The organism is Pseudomonas sp. NFX71 (genome assembly GCF_048079215.1).
In the GTDB taxonomy this organism is placed as follows: Bacteria; Pseudomonadota; Gammaproteobacteria; order Pseudomonadales; family Pseudomonadaceae; genus Aquipseudomonas; species Aquipseudomonas fluorescens_B.
Window position 1 is genome coordinate 1,514,440 of record NZ_CP182230.1, and the last position, 14,027, is coordinate 1,528,466.

16 protein-coding genes are annotated in these 14,027 nt (G+C 60.7%); 8 read left to right on the forward strand and 8 right to left on the reverse strand.

Annotated features, from left to right (window positions below):
- The first annotated feature begins 19 nt into the window (after positions 1-19).
- Genes ACM1ZW_RS06995 through ACM1ZW_RS07010 form a run of 4 tightly spaced genes read left to right on the forward strand, consistent with a single transcriptional unit; the run spans position 20 to position 2,595 of the window.
- Complete coding sequence (locus tag ACM1ZW_RS06995; protein ID WP_017341280.1) at positions 20-454, forward strand: DUF4426 domain-containing protein; 435 nt, start codon at positions 20-22, stop codon at positions 452-454.
- Positions 451-1,047: an RdgB/HAM1 family non-canonical purine NTP pyrophosphatase gene (rdgB, locus tag ACM1ZW_RS07000; RefSeq protein ID WP_017341281.1), complete on the forward strand. Its 597-nt coding sequence runs from the start codon at positions 451-453 to the stop codon at positions 1,045-1,047. The genes ACM1ZW_RS06995 and rdgB overlap by 4 nt, the downstream gene beginning before the upstream one ends.
- Positions 1,044-2,249 carry a radical SAM family heme chaperone HemW gene (gene hemW, locus ACM1ZW_RS07005; RefSeq protein WP_416740347.1) on the forward strand — a complete coding sequence of 402 codons (1,206 nt, stop codon included), beginning with the start codon at positions 1,044-1,046 and terminating at the stop codon, positions 2,247-2,249. The genes rdgB and hemW overlap by 4 nt, the downstream gene beginning before the upstream one ends.
- Positions 2,250-2,271: 22 nt before the next feature.
- Positions 2,272-2,595: a DUF3392 domain-containing protein gene (locus tag ACM1ZW_RS07010; protein ID WP_017341283.1), complete on the forward strand. Its 324-nt coding sequence runs from the start codon at positions 2,272-2,274 to the stop codon at positions 2,593-2,595.
- A 79-nt stretch (positions 2,596-2,674) separates the two neighbouring features.
- Here the strand turns inward: ACM1ZW_RS07010 and trmB are convergent, their stop codons facing one another.
- From trmB to ACM1ZW_RS07030, 4 genes are all read right to left on the reverse strand, one after another.
- On the reverse strand, positions 2,675-3,400 hold the full coding sequence (gene trmB, locus ACM1ZW_RS07015) for a tRNA (guanosine(46)-N7)-methyltransferase TrmB (RefSeq protein WP_017341284.1): 726 nt from the start codon (positions 3,398-3,400) through the stop codon (positions 2,675-2,677).
- A 9-nt stretch (positions 3,401-3,409) separates the two neighbouring features.
- Positions 3,410-4,204: a thiazole synthase gene (locus ACM1ZW_RS07020; RefSeq protein ID WP_017341285.1), complete on the reverse strand. Its 795-nt coding sequence runs from the start codon at positions 4,202-4,204 to the stop codon at positions 3,410-3,412.
- A 60-nt stretch (positions 4,205-4,264) separates the two neighbouring features.
- A complete protein-coding gene (gene thiS / locus ACM1ZW_RS07025) occupies positions 4,265-4,465 on the reverse strand; it encodes a sulfur carrier protein ThiS (RefSeq protein ID WP_162491065.1) in 201 nt (66 codons plus the stop codon).
- A 90-nt stretch (positions 4,466-4,555) separates the two neighbouring features.
- Positions 4,556-4,927, reverse strand: coding sequence for a DUF423 domain-containing protein (locus ACM1ZW_RS07030; protein ID WP_416740348.1), 372 nt, complete (start codon positions 4,925-4,927; stop codon positions 4,556-4,558).
- Positions 4,928-5,001: 74 nt separating this feature from the next.
- Here ACM1ZW_RS07030 and mtgA point away from each other — a divergent pair, with 74 nt between their 5' ends.
- Positions 5,002-5,724 (forward strand): monofunctional biosynthetic peptidoglycan transglycosylase, encoded by a 723-nt coding sequence (mtgA, locus tag ACM1ZW_RS07035; protein WP_017341288.1) that lies wholly within the window; start codon positions 5,002-5,004, stop codon positions 5,722-5,724.
- Positions 5,725-5,910: 186 nt separating this feature from the next.
- Here the strand turns inward: mtgA and rpoH are convergent, their stop codons facing one another.
- The 4 genes from rpoH to ftsY form a co-directional block, all read right to left on the reverse strand.
- Positions 5,911-6,765, reverse strand: a complete 855-nt coding sequence (rpoH, locus tag ACM1ZW_RS07040) for an RNA polymerase sigma factor RpoH (protein WP_007897890.1) — start codon at positions 6,763-6,765, stop codon at positions 5,911-5,913.
- Between the two features lie 119 nt (positions 6,766-6,884).
- Complete coding sequence (ftsX, locus tag ACM1ZW_RS07045; protein WP_017341289.1) at positions 6,885-7,907, reverse strand: permease-like cell division protein FtsX; 1,023 nt, start codon at positions 7,905-7,907, stop codon at positions 6,885-6,887.
- Positions 7,904-8,575 (reverse strand): cell division ATP-binding protein FtsE, encoded by a 672-nt coding sequence (ftsE, locus tag ACM1ZW_RS07050; protein ID WP_017341290.1) that lies wholly within the window; start codon positions 8,573-8,575, stop codon positions 7,904-7,906. The genes ftsX and ftsE overlap by 4 nt, the downstream gene beginning before the upstream one ends.
- Entirely contained in the window at positions 8,572-10,089 is a 1,518-nt protein-coding gene (gene ftsY / locus ACM1ZW_RS07055) for a signal recognition particle-docking protein FtsY (protein WP_414880156.1), read from the reverse strand. Before ftsY ends, ftsE begins: the two co-directional genes overlap by 4 nt.
- A gap of 344 nt (positions 10,090-10,433) precedes the next feature.
- Here ftsY and ACM1ZW_RS07060 point away from each other — a divergent pair, with 344 nt between their 5' ends.
- Genes ACM1ZW_RS07060 through rsmD form a run of 3 tightly spaced genes read left to right on the forward strand, consistent with a single transcriptional unit; the run spans position 10,434 to position 13,883 of the window.
- Positions 10,434-11,789 carry a M16 family metallopeptidase gene (locus tag ACM1ZW_RS07060; RefSeq protein WP_017341292.1) on the forward strand — a complete coding sequence of 452 codons (1,356 nt, stop codon included), beginning with the start codon at positions 10,434-10,436 and terminating at the stop codon, positions 11,787-11,789.
- Positions 11,782-13,272: a M16 family metallopeptidase gene (locus ACM1ZW_RS07065; RefSeq protein WP_017341293.1), complete on the forward strand. Its 1,491-nt coding sequence runs from the start codon at positions 11,782-11,784 to the stop codon at positions 13,270-13,272. Before ACM1ZW_RS07060 ends, ACM1ZW_RS07065 begins: the two co-directional genes overlap by 8 nt.
- Entirely contained in the window at positions 13,272-13,883 is a 612-nt protein-coding gene (gene rsmD, locus ACM1ZW_RS07070) for a 16S rRNA (guanine(966)-N(2))-methyltransferase RsmD (protein ID WP_017341294.1), read from the forward strand. Before ACM1ZW_RS07065 ends, rsmD begins: the two co-directional genes overlap by 1 nt.
- Positions 13,884-14,027 lie beyond the last annotated feature (144 nt).

Sequence of the window (14,027 nt, forward strand, 5' to 3'; positions counted from 1 at the left end):
CATTCCAAGGAGAACGATAATGGGTCGTCTAGCGCTGTTTGTACTCACTGCCTGCCTGAGCGTCACCGCCATGGCTGCCGATGCCATCAAAGGTGACCGTCAGGAAAAGTTCGGTGATTTGACGGTGCATTACAACACCTTCAACTCCACCTTCCTGACACCGGACATCGCCAAGGCCGCGGAGCTCACCCGCAGCAAGAATCAAGGCGTGATCAACGTTTCGGTGCTCAAGGATGGCAAGCCGCAGATGGCTCAAGTGAGCGGCACGGTCAAAGACCTGACCAGCCAGTCCGTACCACTGAAATTCAAACAGATCACCGAACAAGGCGCGATCTACTACATCGCGCAGTTCCCGGTCGATCAGCAGGAAGTCCGCACCTTCGAGATCAAGGTGCAGAACGGTGACAAAATCAACACCATCAATTTCAACCAAGAGCTTTTCCCCGGCGAATGATCAACTTCACGCAACTCGTACTGGCCAGCCACAACGCCGGCAAACTCAAGGAACTCCAGGCCATGCTTGGCGGCTCGGTGCAACTGCGCTCGATCGGCGAGTTCAGCAGCGTCGAGCCTGAAGAAACCGGCCTGTCGTTCGTCGAGAACGCCATCCTCAAGGCCCGTAATGCCGCGCGCATTTCCGGCCTGCCGGCACTGGCCGACGACTCGGGACTGGCGGTGGATTTCCTCGGCGGTGCGCCGGGGATCTACTCGGCCCGTTATGCCGACGGCCAGGGCGATGCGGCGAACAACGCCAAACTGCTCGATGCCCTGAAAGACGTGCCGGAAGCCGAGCGCGGCGCGCAGTTCGTCTGCGTCCTGGCGCTGGTGCGTCACGCCGACGATCCATTGCCGATCCTTTGCGAAGGTCTGTGGCATGGCCGCATCCTGACCCAAGCCAGCGGTGATCACGGATTTGGCTACGACCCGCTGTTCTGGGTGCCGTCGCGCGATTGCTCCAGCGCCGAGCTAAGCCCGAACGAAAAGAACCTCATCAGCCACCGCGCCCGTGCAATGGATCTGCTGCGCCAGCGTCTAGGCCTGATATGACCCATGAATCATCCGCGTCGCCGCTGATTTTCGGCGGCGCCGCACAATCGCCCCGGGCGGCCTTGCCTTTGTTGCCTCCCCTGGCGTTGTACATCCACATCCCGTGGTGTGTGCGCAAATGCCCTTATTGCGACTTCAACTCCCACACCGCCAGCCCGGTACTGCCGGAAGATGAGTACGTCGACGCGCTACTCGCTGACCTCGATCAGGATCTGCACGCCGTTTACGGCCGTGAATTGAGCTCGATCTTCTTTGGTGGCGGCACGCCGAGCCTGTTCAGCGCCGAAGCCTTGGGCCGATTGCTCAAGGGCGTCGAGCAGCGCATCCGGTTTGCCAGCGACATCGAAATCACCCTGGAGGCCAATCCGGGGACGTTCGAGCAAGAGAAGTTCGTCGCCTACCGCGCATTGGGCATCAATCGCTTGTCGATCGGCATCCAGAGCTTTCAGGAAGAGAAACTCAAGGCACTGGGGCGGATTCACAATGGCGATGAAGCGGTACGTGCCGCCGGCATGGCCCGCGAGGCCGGGTTCGATAACTTCAACCTGGACCTGATGCACGGTTTGCCGGATCAGTCGCTGGACGACGCCCTGAGCGACCTTCGTCAGGCCATCGCCCTGAAACCGACCCACTTGTCCTGGTATCAACTGACGCTGGAGCCGAACACGGTGTTCTGGAACCAGCCGCCGACGCTGCCGGAAGACGACATGCTGTGGGATATTCAGGAAGCCGGTCAGGCGCTGCTCGCCGAACACGGTTACGTGCAATACGAAGTCTCCGCCTATGCCCAGCCCGGTCGTCCGGCGCGGCACAACCTCAACTACTGGAGTTTTGGCGACTTCATCGGCATCGGCGCCGGCGCTCACGGCAAGCTCAGTCACCCGGACGGGCGCATTGTGCGCACCTGGAAGACGCGCCTGCCGAAGGACTACCTGAACCCGGCGAAAAGCTTCAAGGCTGGCGAGAAGGCACTGACCAATGATGAAATGCCGTTCGAGTTCCTGATGAACGCCTTGCGCCTGACCGAGGGCGTCGAATCGCGACTGTACCCGGAGCGTACCGGGCTGAGTCTGGAAAGCTTCGCCGAAGGCCGCCTCGAGGCCGAACAAAGCGGCTTGTTGCAGGTCGAACCGTCACGTCTGGCGGCCACCGAGCGCGGGCAACTATTCCTCAATGACTTGCTGCAGACATTTCTGAGCTGATTTCAGCCTTAAGGGAAAACGAATGGATTTGATACTCGACCTGCTCGCCACCGTCTCCCGCTGGAGCCGCAGCAACCTGTCAGAAATCTCGCTGGCGCTGGTGGGCTGTTTGCTGGTGCTGTTCGGCGCGGACATCAAAGGCTGGGTCGATCAACGCCTGGGCAGCATCGCCGGCGCCTTGCGCGTCCCGCTGATGGCCTTGGTATGCATGGTCGGCAGCGGTCTCGCGCTGATCTACGCCACGCCGTGGATCATCAAAGGCCTGAGCCAGTTCAACAACTACAGCCTGGCGCCGGTGTTGTTGGTGGTATTGGTGCTCATCGGCGTCGTCGCCGACCGCCGCTGACTTCAGCTACAACCGAAAACAACTGTGGGAGCGAGACCGGCTTGCCGGTCTCGCTCCCACAGTTTGTATTGCGTAGGGCTTAGGACTGCTTCTCGAACTTCAGGTCCCACACGCCATGCCCAAGACGTTCGCCGCGGCGTTCGAACTTGGTGATCGGGCGCTCGGCCGGGCGCGGAACGCACTTGCCGTCTTCCGCCAGGTTGCGATAACCCGGCGCAACGCTCATCACTTCCAGCATGTATTCGGCGTACGGCTCCCAGTCGGTGGCCATGTGCAGAATACCGCCGACCTTCAACTTGCTGCGCACCAGTTCAGCGAACGACGCCTGAACGATACGGCGCTTGTGATGCCGGCTCTTGTGCCACGGGTCGGGGAAAAACAGCATCAGGCGATCGAGGCTGTTGTCGGCGATGCAACGGTTGAGCACTTCGATCGCGTCGCAATCGTAGACCCGCAGGTTGGTCAGGCCCTGAGTCAGCACGCCATTGAGCAGCGCGCCGACACCCGGGCGGTGCACTTCCACGCCAATGAAATCCTGTTCCGGCGAGGCCGCGGCCATTTCCAGCAGCGAATGGCCCATGCCGAAACCGATTTCCAGCGAGCGCGGTGCCGAGCGGCCGAACACCTGGTCGTAATCCACCGGCGCGTCGGCCAATGGCAGCACAAACAGCGGCGTGCCTTGATCCAGGCCTTTTTGCTGGCCTTCGGTCATGCGCCCGGCGCGCATCACGAAACTCTTGATGCGGCGGTGTTGGCGCTCGTCGCCTTCTTCCGTCTGGATTGGCGTGTCGTTTGATTCAGTCATCAATGGCTCTTACTTGATCAGACCATCCAGCGGCGAGGAGGCGCTGGCATAGAGTTTTTTCGGCATGCGGCCGGCGAGGTAGGCCAGGCGGCCCGCGACGATGGCGTGTTTCATGGCTTCAGCCATCATGATCGGCTGCTGGGCATGGGCGATGGCCGAGTTCATCAGCACCGCTTCACACCCCAGTTCCATGGCGATGGTGGCGTCGGAAGCCGTACCGACACCGGCATCCACCAACACCGGAATCTTGGCTTCTTCGAGGATGATCTGCAGGTTGTACGGGTTGCAGATCCCCAGGCCCGTGCCGATCAGACCGGCCAGCGGCATGACCGCGATAACGCCGATTTCCGCCAGTTGACGGGCAATGATCGGGTCATCACTGGTGTACACCATCACGTCGAAACCTTCCTTGACCAGCACTTCGGCGGCCTTGAGGGTTTCGATGACGTTGGGGAACAGGGTTTTCTGGTCCGCCAGCACTTCCAGCTTCACCAGGTTGTGACCGCCGAGCAGCTCACGGGCCAGGCGGCAGGTGCGCACTGCCTCGGTAGCGTCGAAGCAACCGGCGGTGTTCGGCAGGAAGGTGTAGCGATCCGGCGACAGGACTTCGAGCAGGTTCGGTTCGCCCGCATTCTGGCCGAGGTTGGTACGGCGCACGGCGAAGGTGACGATCTCGGCACCCGAGGCCTCGATGGCCAGGCGGGTTTCTTCCATGTCGCGGTACTTGCCGGTGCCTACCAGCAAACGCGACTGGTAAGTACGACCGGCCAGGACGAAGGGCTTGTCGCTACGAACGATGCTCATGGGAAATCCTCTGTAGGGGTGAGGTTCTTGCAGAATTCTGTGCCCTTAGGGGCCGGGCGACTAGCCGCCGCCGATGGCGTGCACCACTTCGACGGAATCGCCGTCGTTCAGCGTGGTTTCTGCGTGCTGGCTGCGCGGGACGATATCCAGATTGAGTTCGACCGCCACCCGGCGTCCGGTCAGATCCAGACGGGTCAGCAGGGCCGCAACGGTTTCACCGTCGGGCAGTTCAAGGGATTCGCCGTTCAACTGAATGCGCATGCCGAATGCCGCCATCATTTTTAGGGGCAGGCATTCTAGCCCGATCAGTCTTGGCGACCCAAGCCATTCGTCATGAAATGGACCGCCCGGTCAGCTCAACCGCCAGGCGGCAAGGCCCAGGCAGAGCCAACCCACCAGAAATGCCAGGCCGCCGAAGGGTGTGATGATCCCGAGCTTGCTGACGCCGGTCAGGGTCAACAGGTACAGACTGCCGGAAAACAGCAGGATGCCAATCGCAAACGAGGCGCCGGCCCAAGTGATCAGTCGACCCGGAATCTGTGTGGCCAGCAGCGCGATACCCAGCAATGCCAAGGTGTGCACCAATTGGTAAGTGACGCCGGTGTGGAAGATTGCCAGGTATTCAGGCGTCAGCCGGTTTTTCAGGCCATGGGCGGCGAACGCGCCAAGGGCAACGCCAGTAAAGCCGAAAAAAGCGGCCAGCATCAGAAAGCCACGCAGCATGAAGAACTCCAGTCAGACTCGATCAACAGGGTCTGTATAATGGCCCGCTCAACGGGTTCGGCCAAGCCATCTCTATGCTGCGTTTATTTTTACGACGATTCACGAAGGCCCTGCTCTGGTTCGCGGGTGGCAGCGTATTGCTGGTTCTGATTTTTCGCGTGGTGCCGCCACCGGGTACGGCGCTGATGGTCGAGCGCAAGATCGAATCCTGGATCGACGGGGAGCCGATTGACCTGCAACGCACCTGGAAACCCTGGGATGAAATATCTGACGACCTTAAAGTCGCAGTGATTGCCGGCGAAGATCAGAAATTCCCGGAGCATTGGGGTTTTGACCTGGGTGCGATCCGGGCCGCACTGGCCCACAACGAGCTGGGCGGTTCGGTGCGCGGTGCCAGCACCTTGAGCCAGCAAGTCTCGAAAAACCTGTTTTTGTGGTCCGGGCGCAGTTGGTTGCGCAAAGGGCTGGAAGCCTGGTTTACCGGGTTGATCGAGGTGTTTTGGCCCAAGCAGCGGATTCTTGAGGTTTACTTGAACAGCGTCGAGTGGGATGACGGCGTGTTTGGCGCGGAAGCGGCGGCCAGGCATCACTTTGGTGTTGGCGCTCGTTCTTTGTCGCGCCAGCAAGCGAGTTTGCTGGCTGCCGTTCTACCCAATCCAAGGGTGTGGAGCGCGAGTCATCCGACCAATTATGTTGCGCGGCGGGCTGGGTGGATTCGGCAGCAGATGAGTCAGCTAGGTGGTGATAGCTATCTGCTGGGGCTCAACGATTCACGCCGGGCGCCTTGGTCCCAATAACACCGCAAATCCCCTGTGTGAGCGAGCCTGCTCGCGATAGCGGTAGATTATTCAACATCTGTACCGACTGACCTGACGCCATCGCGAGCAGGCTCACTCCCACAGGGGCCGGCGCCAGCCGGATAAATGGGCAATAAAAAACGCCCCGATCAATGATCGGGGCGTTTTTTATTGCCTTCTCGCAGGTTACGCAGCGATCGACAACTTGAGCTTGTTCATCGCGCTCTTCTCAAGCTGACGAATACGCTCGGCCGACACGTTGTACTTCTGCGCCAGGTCGTGCAGCGTGGCTTTCTCTTCAGCCAACCAGCGCTGATAAAGAATGTCACGGCTGCGGTCGTCCAGCACTTCCAGCGCTTCGTGCAGGTTGTGGTTGGAGTTGTCGCTCCAGTCGGCATCTTCCAGTTGACGGGCCGGGTCGTACCGGTGGTCTTCCAGATAGTTGGCCGGCGACTGGAAAGCACTGTCGTCGTCCGCTTCTGCGGCCGGGTCGAAAGCCATGTCATGGCCGGTCAGGCGACTTTCCATCTCGCGCACTTCCCGCGGCTCTACGCCGAGGCTTTCCGCCACACGGTGGACTTCCTCGTTGTTCAGCCACGCCAGACGTTTCTTCTGGCTGCGCAGGTTGAAGAAGAGCTTGCGCTGGGCCTTGGTGGTCGCGACTTTCACGATGCGCCAGTTGCGCAGGATGAACTCGTGGATTTCCGCCTTGATCCAGTGCACAGCGAACGAAACCAGACGCACACCCATTTCCGGGTTGAAGCGCTTCACGGCCTTCATCAGGCCGACGTTGCCTTCCTGGATCAGGTCAGCCTGAGCCAGGCCGTAGCCGGAATAGCTACGGGCGATATGTACGACAAAACGCAGGTGGGCGAGCACCATCTGCCGAGCCGCCCCCAAATCCTGCTCATAATAGAGACTCTCGGCCAGTTCACGCTCCTGCTCCGGCGTCAGCAATGGAATGCTGTTGACGGTGTGCACGTAGGCCTCCAGGTTCGCACCCGGGACCAGAGCATATGCAGGTTGCAAAGAATTGGTCATACGAAAAAACCTCCGACTTACAAACTCGTGCAGTTCAGCACTGCGAAAATTGACCGGAAACCGAAGAACAAGTTCCCTGAACCCATAAACGCTGAAAGGTCAATACGAGCAAAATGATACTACTTAGGCGCAAGCTCCCTCAGGTGGCGTGCGACTGCAATCCATGCACCGATATACCCTAACAGCACCGCGCCAAGCAAGAGCGACAGACCGTCGGCAACCGGCACTCCGGCCAGCGCGAAATCACTGCCGTACAAACCCGCCAGCCCGACTACCGCGTCGTTCAGCCAGTTCAGGCCGAACGCCAATACACCCCAGGAAAGCAACCCCGCACCGAAGCCATACAGCGCGCCCATATACAGAAAGGGCCGGCGCACATAACTGTCAGTGCCGCCGACGAGTTTAATCACTTCTATCTCTGTGCGGCGGTTTTCAATATGAAGACGAATGGTATTGCCTATCACCAAAAGTAATGCAGAAACCAGAAGCACGGTCAGACCGAAGACAAAACGGTCGCCCAGCTTCAGGATAGCTGCCAGACGCTCGACCCAGACTAGATCAAGTTGTGCCTGTTGTACCTTCGGCAGCTCGGAAAGTTTTTGTCGTAATGCTTCAAGCGCAGGCTTGTCGACTTCGTTCGGCGTCACCAGTACCACGCCTGGCAAGGGGTTTTCCGGCAACTCCTTCAGCGCCTCGCCCAGTCCGGACTGCTGCTGAAACTCTTCCAGCGCTTGATCACGGCCGACATATTCAGCATCGGCGACGCCGGGAATGCCTTTGATCTGGTCGCGCAACGACTCGCCTTCAGCCGGGCTGGCCTCAAGTTGCAGGTACAGGGAAATCTGCGCCGCACGCTGCCAGGAACCGCCGAGACGCTCGACGTTGCTTAGCAAAAGTGACAGGCCCATCGGCAAACTCAGGGCCACCGCCATCACCATGCAGGTGAAGAAACTACCGATGGGCTGCTTGCCCAGGCGACGCAAACTGTCCAGCAGACTGGCGCGATGGCTTTCGACCCAGGCGCGGAACAGCGTGGCAAAGTCCGGGCCGTCGTCATCGTCGCGTTTTTTCTTCTGCGGTTGCGGGTCGGCGGCTTTCGGCGCCACGCGCTCGGAAACCTTAGGGCTGCGTGTCGCACTCATACGCCGGCCTCCCCGTCGCCGATCAGTCGGCCGCGTTGCAGGGTCAACATGCGATGACGCATGCGAGCGATCAAGGCCAGGTCGTGACTGGCGATCAGCACGCTGGTGCCCAAGCGGTTGATGTCTTCGAACACGCCCATGATCTCGGCCGCCAGACGCGGATCGAGGTTACCGGTCGGCTCATCCGCCAACAGCAGCGCCGGCCGGTGAACGATGGCGCGGGCGATGCCGACGCGTTGCTGCTGGCCGGTGGACAGGTCGCCGGGGTACAGATCGGTTTTATCCGACAGCGCCACCCGCTCCAGGGCCGAATCCACACGCTTGGCGATCTCGGCCTTGGAAAGACCGAGGATCTGCAGTGGCAGCGCGACGTTATTGAACACGGTGCGATCGAACAGCAACTGGTGATTCTGGAACACCACGCCAATCTGCCGACGCAGGAAGGGAATTTGCGCATTGCTGATGGTGCCGAGGTCCTGGCCGGCCAGCAGCAACTTTCCGGTGGTCGGACGCTCCATCGCCAGCAGCAGCCGCAACAAGGTGCTTTTACCAGCGCCGGAGTGGCCGGTCACAAACAAGAACTCGCCCCGACGGACTCGAAAGCTCAGCTCATGCAAGCCGACGTGACCGTTCGGGTAGCGTTTACCGACCTGTTCGAAACGAATCATGAACGCTCCCGCTCGGCAAACAATGCCTGGACAAAGGGTTCTGCTTCAAAAGTGCGCAAGTCATCGATGCCTTCACCGACGCCGATGTAGCGAATCGGCAGGCCAAACTGCTTGGCCAGGGCGAAAATCACCCCGCCCTTGGCGGTGCCGTCGAGCTTGGTCAGCGCCAGGCCGGTCAGTTCGACGGTCTGGTTGAATTGCTTGGCCTGGTTGATCGCGTTCTGACCGGTGCCGGCATCGAGCACCAGCAGCACCTCGTGCGGTGCGTCGGCGTCGAGCTTGCCGATCACCCGGCGAACCTTCTTCAACTCTTCCATCAAATTGTCTTTGGTGTGCAGACGACCGGCGGTGTCGGCGATCAACACGTCAATGCCACGAGCCTTGGCCGCCTGCACGGCGTCGAAGATCACCGAAGCCGAGTCGGCGCCAGTGTGCTGGGCGATCACCGGAATCTTGTTGCGCTCGCCCCAGACCTGCAATTGCTCGACCGCCGCGGCACGGAAGGTATCACCCGCCGCGAGCATGACTTTCTTGCCTTCGAGTTGCAGTTTCTTCGCCAGTTTGCCGATGGTGGTGGTCTTGCCGGCGCCGTTGACACCGACGACCAGAATCACGAACGGTTTGTTTTGCGAAGTGATTTTCAGCGGCTGCTCGACCGGCTTGAGCATTGCCGCCAGTTCAGCCTGCAGGGACTTGTAGAGAGCGTCGGCATCCGCCAGCTCTTTACGCGCAACCTTTTGGGTCAGGCGCTGGATGATGACCGAAGTGGCTTCAACGCCGACGTCGGCCGTCAGCAAACGGGTTTCGATGTCTTCGAGCAGCTCGTCATCGATGATCTTCTTGCCGAGGAACAGGCTGGCCATGCCTTCGCCGATGCTGGCGCTGGTCTTGGACAGGCCTTGCTTGAGGCGAGCGAAGAAACCGGCCTTGGTTTCTTCGGTGCGCGCTGGCTCGGCGGGTGTTTCGACCGGCACGACCGGCGCGGCGGCCACGGGAGCGACGACCGGTGCGGGCTCTGGCGCTGGAACAATAGGAACAACCGGAGCGGCTGGAGCGACGAAGGCTGGAATCACAGGCTCCGGAACAACCGGCGCAGGCGCGGCCACAACAACCGGCTCAAGAGTCGGTTCAACCACCGGAGCCTGAATCGGCTCAGGCGCGAACGCAGTCGGCGCTGGAATCGGCGGCGTAATGTGCGGTGCCAATTCGTCTTCGACCAAAGCCACCGGCTCTTCCGCCACCGGCAATGTCAGCCACGGCTCGGCGGCTGGTGTCAGCGGCTGTTCGGCCACGACCTCAGCTTGCGCCTCAGCCATCGGTTGCAGCACCGGTTCGGCATTCGGCAGGACAATCGGCGCCAGCTCTTCTTCTATTACAGGCGCCGGGGCTGGCTCAGGGAGTGGCTGTGGCTGTTCGACGACGGTTTCCTGCGGCTTTTTGCGCAGCCATCCGAACAGGCTTTTCTTCTCGCCAGCCGCAGCTGGGGCTTTCTTGTCGTCGTTGGAACCAAACATGGAGGACGGCTATCTCACGGTAGCGACGCGCCAAAGGGCGCCTCGGCAAGTAAATATTCGATGCAGAACAGACTGCGATTGACCCCGCTTGTTCACGCGCAACATTTTGTAGAGGTGCAAATGGCGCCTTACAAAAACGATTTCACGAAAGACTGATGCGGCAAAATCGGCGAAAAGGTGGAGTTTAGCTGATAAAACGTAGCCTTCTGCCGCAAACCCATACAACCTGATCAAACGCAATGGCCTGATAGGCGTGGCCGCCAGTAAAACGGATCAGTATCCTAGCACCCTCTCGCCCGCCGACGCTAAGACCAAGCGGGCAGCTCAACAGGTTTAAAAAACGAATGAATGCTCTAGCCCGCCGCGCTGCAGGCCTGCTGCTCAGCACAGTTTGTCTGCCACTTTCAGCCCTCGCTGCCGATCCGCAACCCACCCACGAATTCACCCTCGACAATGGCCTGAAGGTCGTCGTGCGTGAAGACCATCGTGCGCCGGTGGTGGTTTCCCAAGTCTGGTACAAGGTCGGTTCAAGCTACGAGACACCGGGGCAAACCGGCTTGTCCCATGCGCTGGAACACATGATGTTCAAGGGCAGCGAGAAAGTCGGCCCCGGCGAGGCCTCGCTGATCCTGCGCGACCTCGGCGCGGAAGAGAACGCGTTCACCAGCGACGACTTCACTGCCTACTATCAAGTGCTGGCCCGCGACCGTCTGGGCGTGGCCTTCGAACTCGAAGCGGACCGCATGGCCAGCCTGCGCCTGCCGGCTGACGAATTCGCCCGCGAAATCGAAGTCATCAAAGAAGAACGCCGCTTGCGCACTGACGACAAGCCGATGTCCAAGGCCTACGAACGCTTCAAGGCCATGGCTTACCCGGCCAGCGGCTATCACACGCCGACCATCGGCTGGATGGCGGACCTCGACCGCATGAAAGTCGAAGAGCTGCGCCACTGGTACCAATCCTGGTACGTGCCGAACAACGCCACGCTGGTGGTGGTCGGCGACGTGACCCCGGAAGAGGTCAAAACCCTGGCCCAGCGCTATTTCGGTCCGATCGCCAAGCGTGATGTGCCGCCGGCGAAAATCCCGATGGAACTGGCCGAACCCGGCGAGCGGCAGATCACCCTGCATGTGCAGACGCAATTGCCGAGCCTGATGCTGGGCTTCAACGTACCGAGCATCGCCACCGCTCAAGACAAGCGTTCAGTCAACGCCTTGCGCCTGATCTCGGCCCTGCTCGACGGCGGCTACAGCGGACGCATCCCGACACAACTGGAACGCGGCGAAGAGCTGGTGTCCGGCGGCTCGTCGAGCTACGACGCCTACACCCGCGGCGACAGCCTGTTCACGCTTTCGGCAACGCCGAACACCCAGAAGAACAAAACCATGGCCCAGGCCGAAGCCGGGTTGTGGAAGCTGCTCGAACAGCTGAAAACCACCGCGCCATCGGCCGAAGAGCTGGAGCGCGTGCGGGCCCAGGTGATTGCCGGCCTGGTTTACGAGCGTGACTCGATCACCAGCCAGGCGACCGCCATCGGCCAACTGGAAACGGTCGGCCTGTCGTGGAAGCTGATGGACACCGAACTGGCCGAACTGGAAAGCGTCACGCCAGAGGACATCCAGAAAGCCGCCAAGCTGTATTTCACCCGCGAACGTCTCAGCGTCGCCCATGTCCTGCCACTGGAGACGACTCATGAGTGAGCGTAAAAAACCACGTCTGGCCCTGATTGGCCTGATTGCTGTTGCCCTGATCGGCTCCGCGGCCTTCTATTTCTCGAAGACTGACGAATCCATCGCCAGCGAAGCCCTCGACAAGGCCAAGTCCAGCCAGAAGCTGCAATCGCTGGCCGAACTCGACGGCAAGGCGCCGAGTCGCCGCACGCTGGACGTACAGACCTGGAACACGGCCGAAGGCGCCAAGGTGCTGTTCGTCGAGGCCCGCGAGTTGCCGATGTTCGACATGCGCCTGATCTTCGCCGCCGGCAGCAGCCAGGACGGCGATGCGCCGGGCCTGGCCGTGCTGACCAACGCAATGCTCAACGAAGGCGTGGCCGGCAAAGATGTTGGCGCCATTGCCCAGGGCTTTGAAGGCCTGGGTGCCGACTTCGGCAACGGCGCGTTCAAGGACATGGCACTGGCCTCGTTGCGCAGCCTCAGCGCCGCGGACAAACGCGAGCCCGCACTGAAACTGTTCTCCGAAGTCGTCGGCAAACCGACCTTCCCCGCCGATTCGTTTGCGCGCATCAAGAACCAGATGCTCGCCGGCTTCGAATACCAGAAACAGAACCCCGGCAAACTCGCCAGCATCGAGCTGATGAACCGCTTGTACGGCGACCACCCTTACGCGCATTCCAGCGATGGCACGGCGAAAACCGTTCCAGCCATTACCCTGGCTCAGTTGAAGGCGTTCCATGAGAAAGCCTACGCCGCCGGCAACGTGGTGATTGCGCTGGTGGGCGACCTGTCCCGCGCCGAAGCCGAGGCGATGGCTGCGCAAGTCTCCGGCGCGCTGCCGAAAGGCCCTGCCCTGGCGAAATTGCCGCAACCGGACGAGCCAAAAGCCAGCATCGGCCACATCGAGTTCCCGTCCAAGCAGACCAACCTGATGCTCGCGCAACTGGGCATCGACCGTGACGACCCGGATTACGCCGCGCTGTCCATGGGCAACCAGATCCTCGGCGGCGGTGGGTTTGGCACCCGTTTGATGAGCGAAGTGCGCGAGAAGCGCGGCCTGACGTACGGCGTGTATTCGGGCTTTACCCCGATGCAGGCGCGCGGCCCGTTCATGATCAATCTGCAGACCCGTGCCGAGATGAGTGAAGGCACGCTGAAACTGGTGCAGGATGTGCTCGCCGACTACCTTAAAACCGGACCGACCGAGAAAGAACTCGACGACGCCAAGCGTGAACTGGCCGGCAGCTTCCCGCTGTCCACCGCCAGCAACGCGGATATCGTCGGCCAGCTCGGCGCGATGGGGTTCTACAACCTGCCGTTGAGCTATCTGGAGGACTTCATGCAGCAGTCCCAAAGCCTGACCGTCGAGCAAGTCAAAACGGCACTGAACAAACACCTGAGCACGGACAAAATGGTCATCGTCAGCGCTGGCCCGACCGTGCCGCAAAAGCCGTTACCGGCCCCTACTGATAAACCTGCCGAGCAGCCGCTCGGGGTTCCGGAGCATTAATGGCCACTCGTCCTAAAAAACCTGTTCACAACGTGCACAACGGCGTGAATCAACTGCGCATCATCGGCGGTGAATGGGGCAGCCGAAAGCTGAGCTTCCCCGATGCACCCGGCCTGCGCCCCACGCCAGACCGAGTGCGTGAAACCTTGTTCAACTGGCTTGCACCGTATGTGCCCGGGGCCAAGGTCTTTGACCCGTTCGCCGGCAGCGGCGCGCTGTTCCTCGAGGCGCTGTCCCGTGGCGCGGCGATGGGCCAGGCGCTGGACGCCAGCAACATCGCCGTCTCAAGCATCAAGGAACATCTGGGCACCCTGCGCTGCACCACCGGCCAGATCCAGACGGCCGATGCCCTGCGCTACCTGGAAACCCAGCCAGCAGTGGCTTACGACCTGGTGTTCCTCGATCCGCCGTTCAACCAGAACCTGTTGCCCACCGTCTGCACTCTGCTGGAAGAGCGCCAATGGCTGGCGAACGACGCCTGGGTGTACACCGAGAGCGAAACCGCCCCTTCGACGCTTGGTTTGCCGGCGAACTGGCGCCTGCACCGCGAGCAGAAATCCGGGCGCGTCTACTACTCGCTGTGGCAGCGAAGCACTGAAGTGTCTTCTTAAAGCAATCACCTGGACGGCAAACCGTCCGTCCAGGGCGCCCTCCCGCTTTCTCAAACAGCAACATACCCGGTTTGCCTGATTCTTTTCCTTTAGTTCATTGTGAACTTGCGAAACAACTCGCATGGACGCAAAGGACTATTAACG

Excerpts from the sequence above, each read along its gene's own strand:
- ACM1ZW_RS06995 (WP_017341280.1), top strand. The coding sequence starts at position 20 with ATGGGTCGTCTAGCGCTGTTTGTACTCACTGCCTGCCTGAGCGTCACC.
- rdgB (WP_017341281.1), top strand. The coding sequence starts at position 451 with ATGATCAACTTCACGCAACTCGTACTGGCCAGCCACAACGCCGGCAAA.
- hemW (WP_416740347.1), top strand. The coding sequence starts at position 1,044 with ATGACCCATGAATCATCCGCGTCGCCGCTGATTTTCGGCGGCGCCGCA.
- ACM1ZW_RS07010 (WP_017341283.1), top strand. The coding sequence starts at position 2,272 with ATGGATTTGATACTCGACCTGCTCGCCACCGTCTCCCGCTGGAGCCGC.
- trmB (WP_017341284.1), bottom strand. The coding sequence starts at position 3,400 with ATGACTGAATCAAACGACACGCCAATCCAGACGGAAGAAGGCGACGAG.
- ACM1ZW_RS07020 (WP_017341285.1), bottom strand. The coding sequence starts at position 4,204 with ATGAGCATCGTTCGTAGCGACAAGCCCTTCGTCCTGGCCGGTCGTACT.
- thiS (WP_162491065.1), bottom strand. The coding sequence starts at position 4,465 with ATGCGCATTCAGTTGAACGGCGAATCCCTTGAACTGCCCGACGGTGAA.
- ACM1ZW_RS07030 (WP_416740348.1), bottom strand. The coding sequence starts at position 4,927 with ATGCTGCGTGGCTTTCTGATGCTGGCCGCTTTTTTCGGCTTTACTGGC.
- mtgA (WP_017341288.1), top strand. The coding sequence starts at position 5,002 with ATGCTGCGTTTATTTTTACGACGATTCACGAAGGCCCTGCTCTGGTTC.
- rpoH (WP_007897890.1), bottom strand. The coding sequence starts at position 6,765 with ATGACCAATTCTTTGCAACCTGCATATGCTCTGGTCCCGGGTGCGAAC.
- ftsX (WP_017341289.1), bottom strand. The coding sequence starts at position 7,907 with ATGAGTGCGACACGCAGCCCTAAGGTTTCCGAGCGCGTGGCGCCGAAA.
- ftsE (WP_017341290.1), bottom strand. The coding sequence starts at position 8,575 with ATGATTCGTTTCGAACAGGTCGGTAAACGCTACCCGAACGGTCACGTC.
- ftsY (WP_414880156.1), bottom strand. The coding sequence starts at position 10,089 with ATGTTTGGTTCCAACGACGACAAGAAAGCCCCAGCTGCGGCTGGCGAG.
- ACM1ZW_RS07060 (WP_017341292.1), top strand. The coding sequence starts at position 10,434 with ATGAATGCTCTAGCCCGCCGCGCTGCAGGCCTGCTGCTCAGCACAGTT.
- ACM1ZW_RS07065 (WP_017341293.1), top strand. The coding sequence starts at position 11,782 with ATGAGTGAGCGTAAAAAACCACGTCTGGCCCTGATTGGCCTGATTGCT.
- rsmD (WP_017341294.1), top strand. The coding sequence starts at position 13,272 with ATGGCCACTCGTCCTAAAAAACCTGTTCACAACGTGCACAACGGCGTG.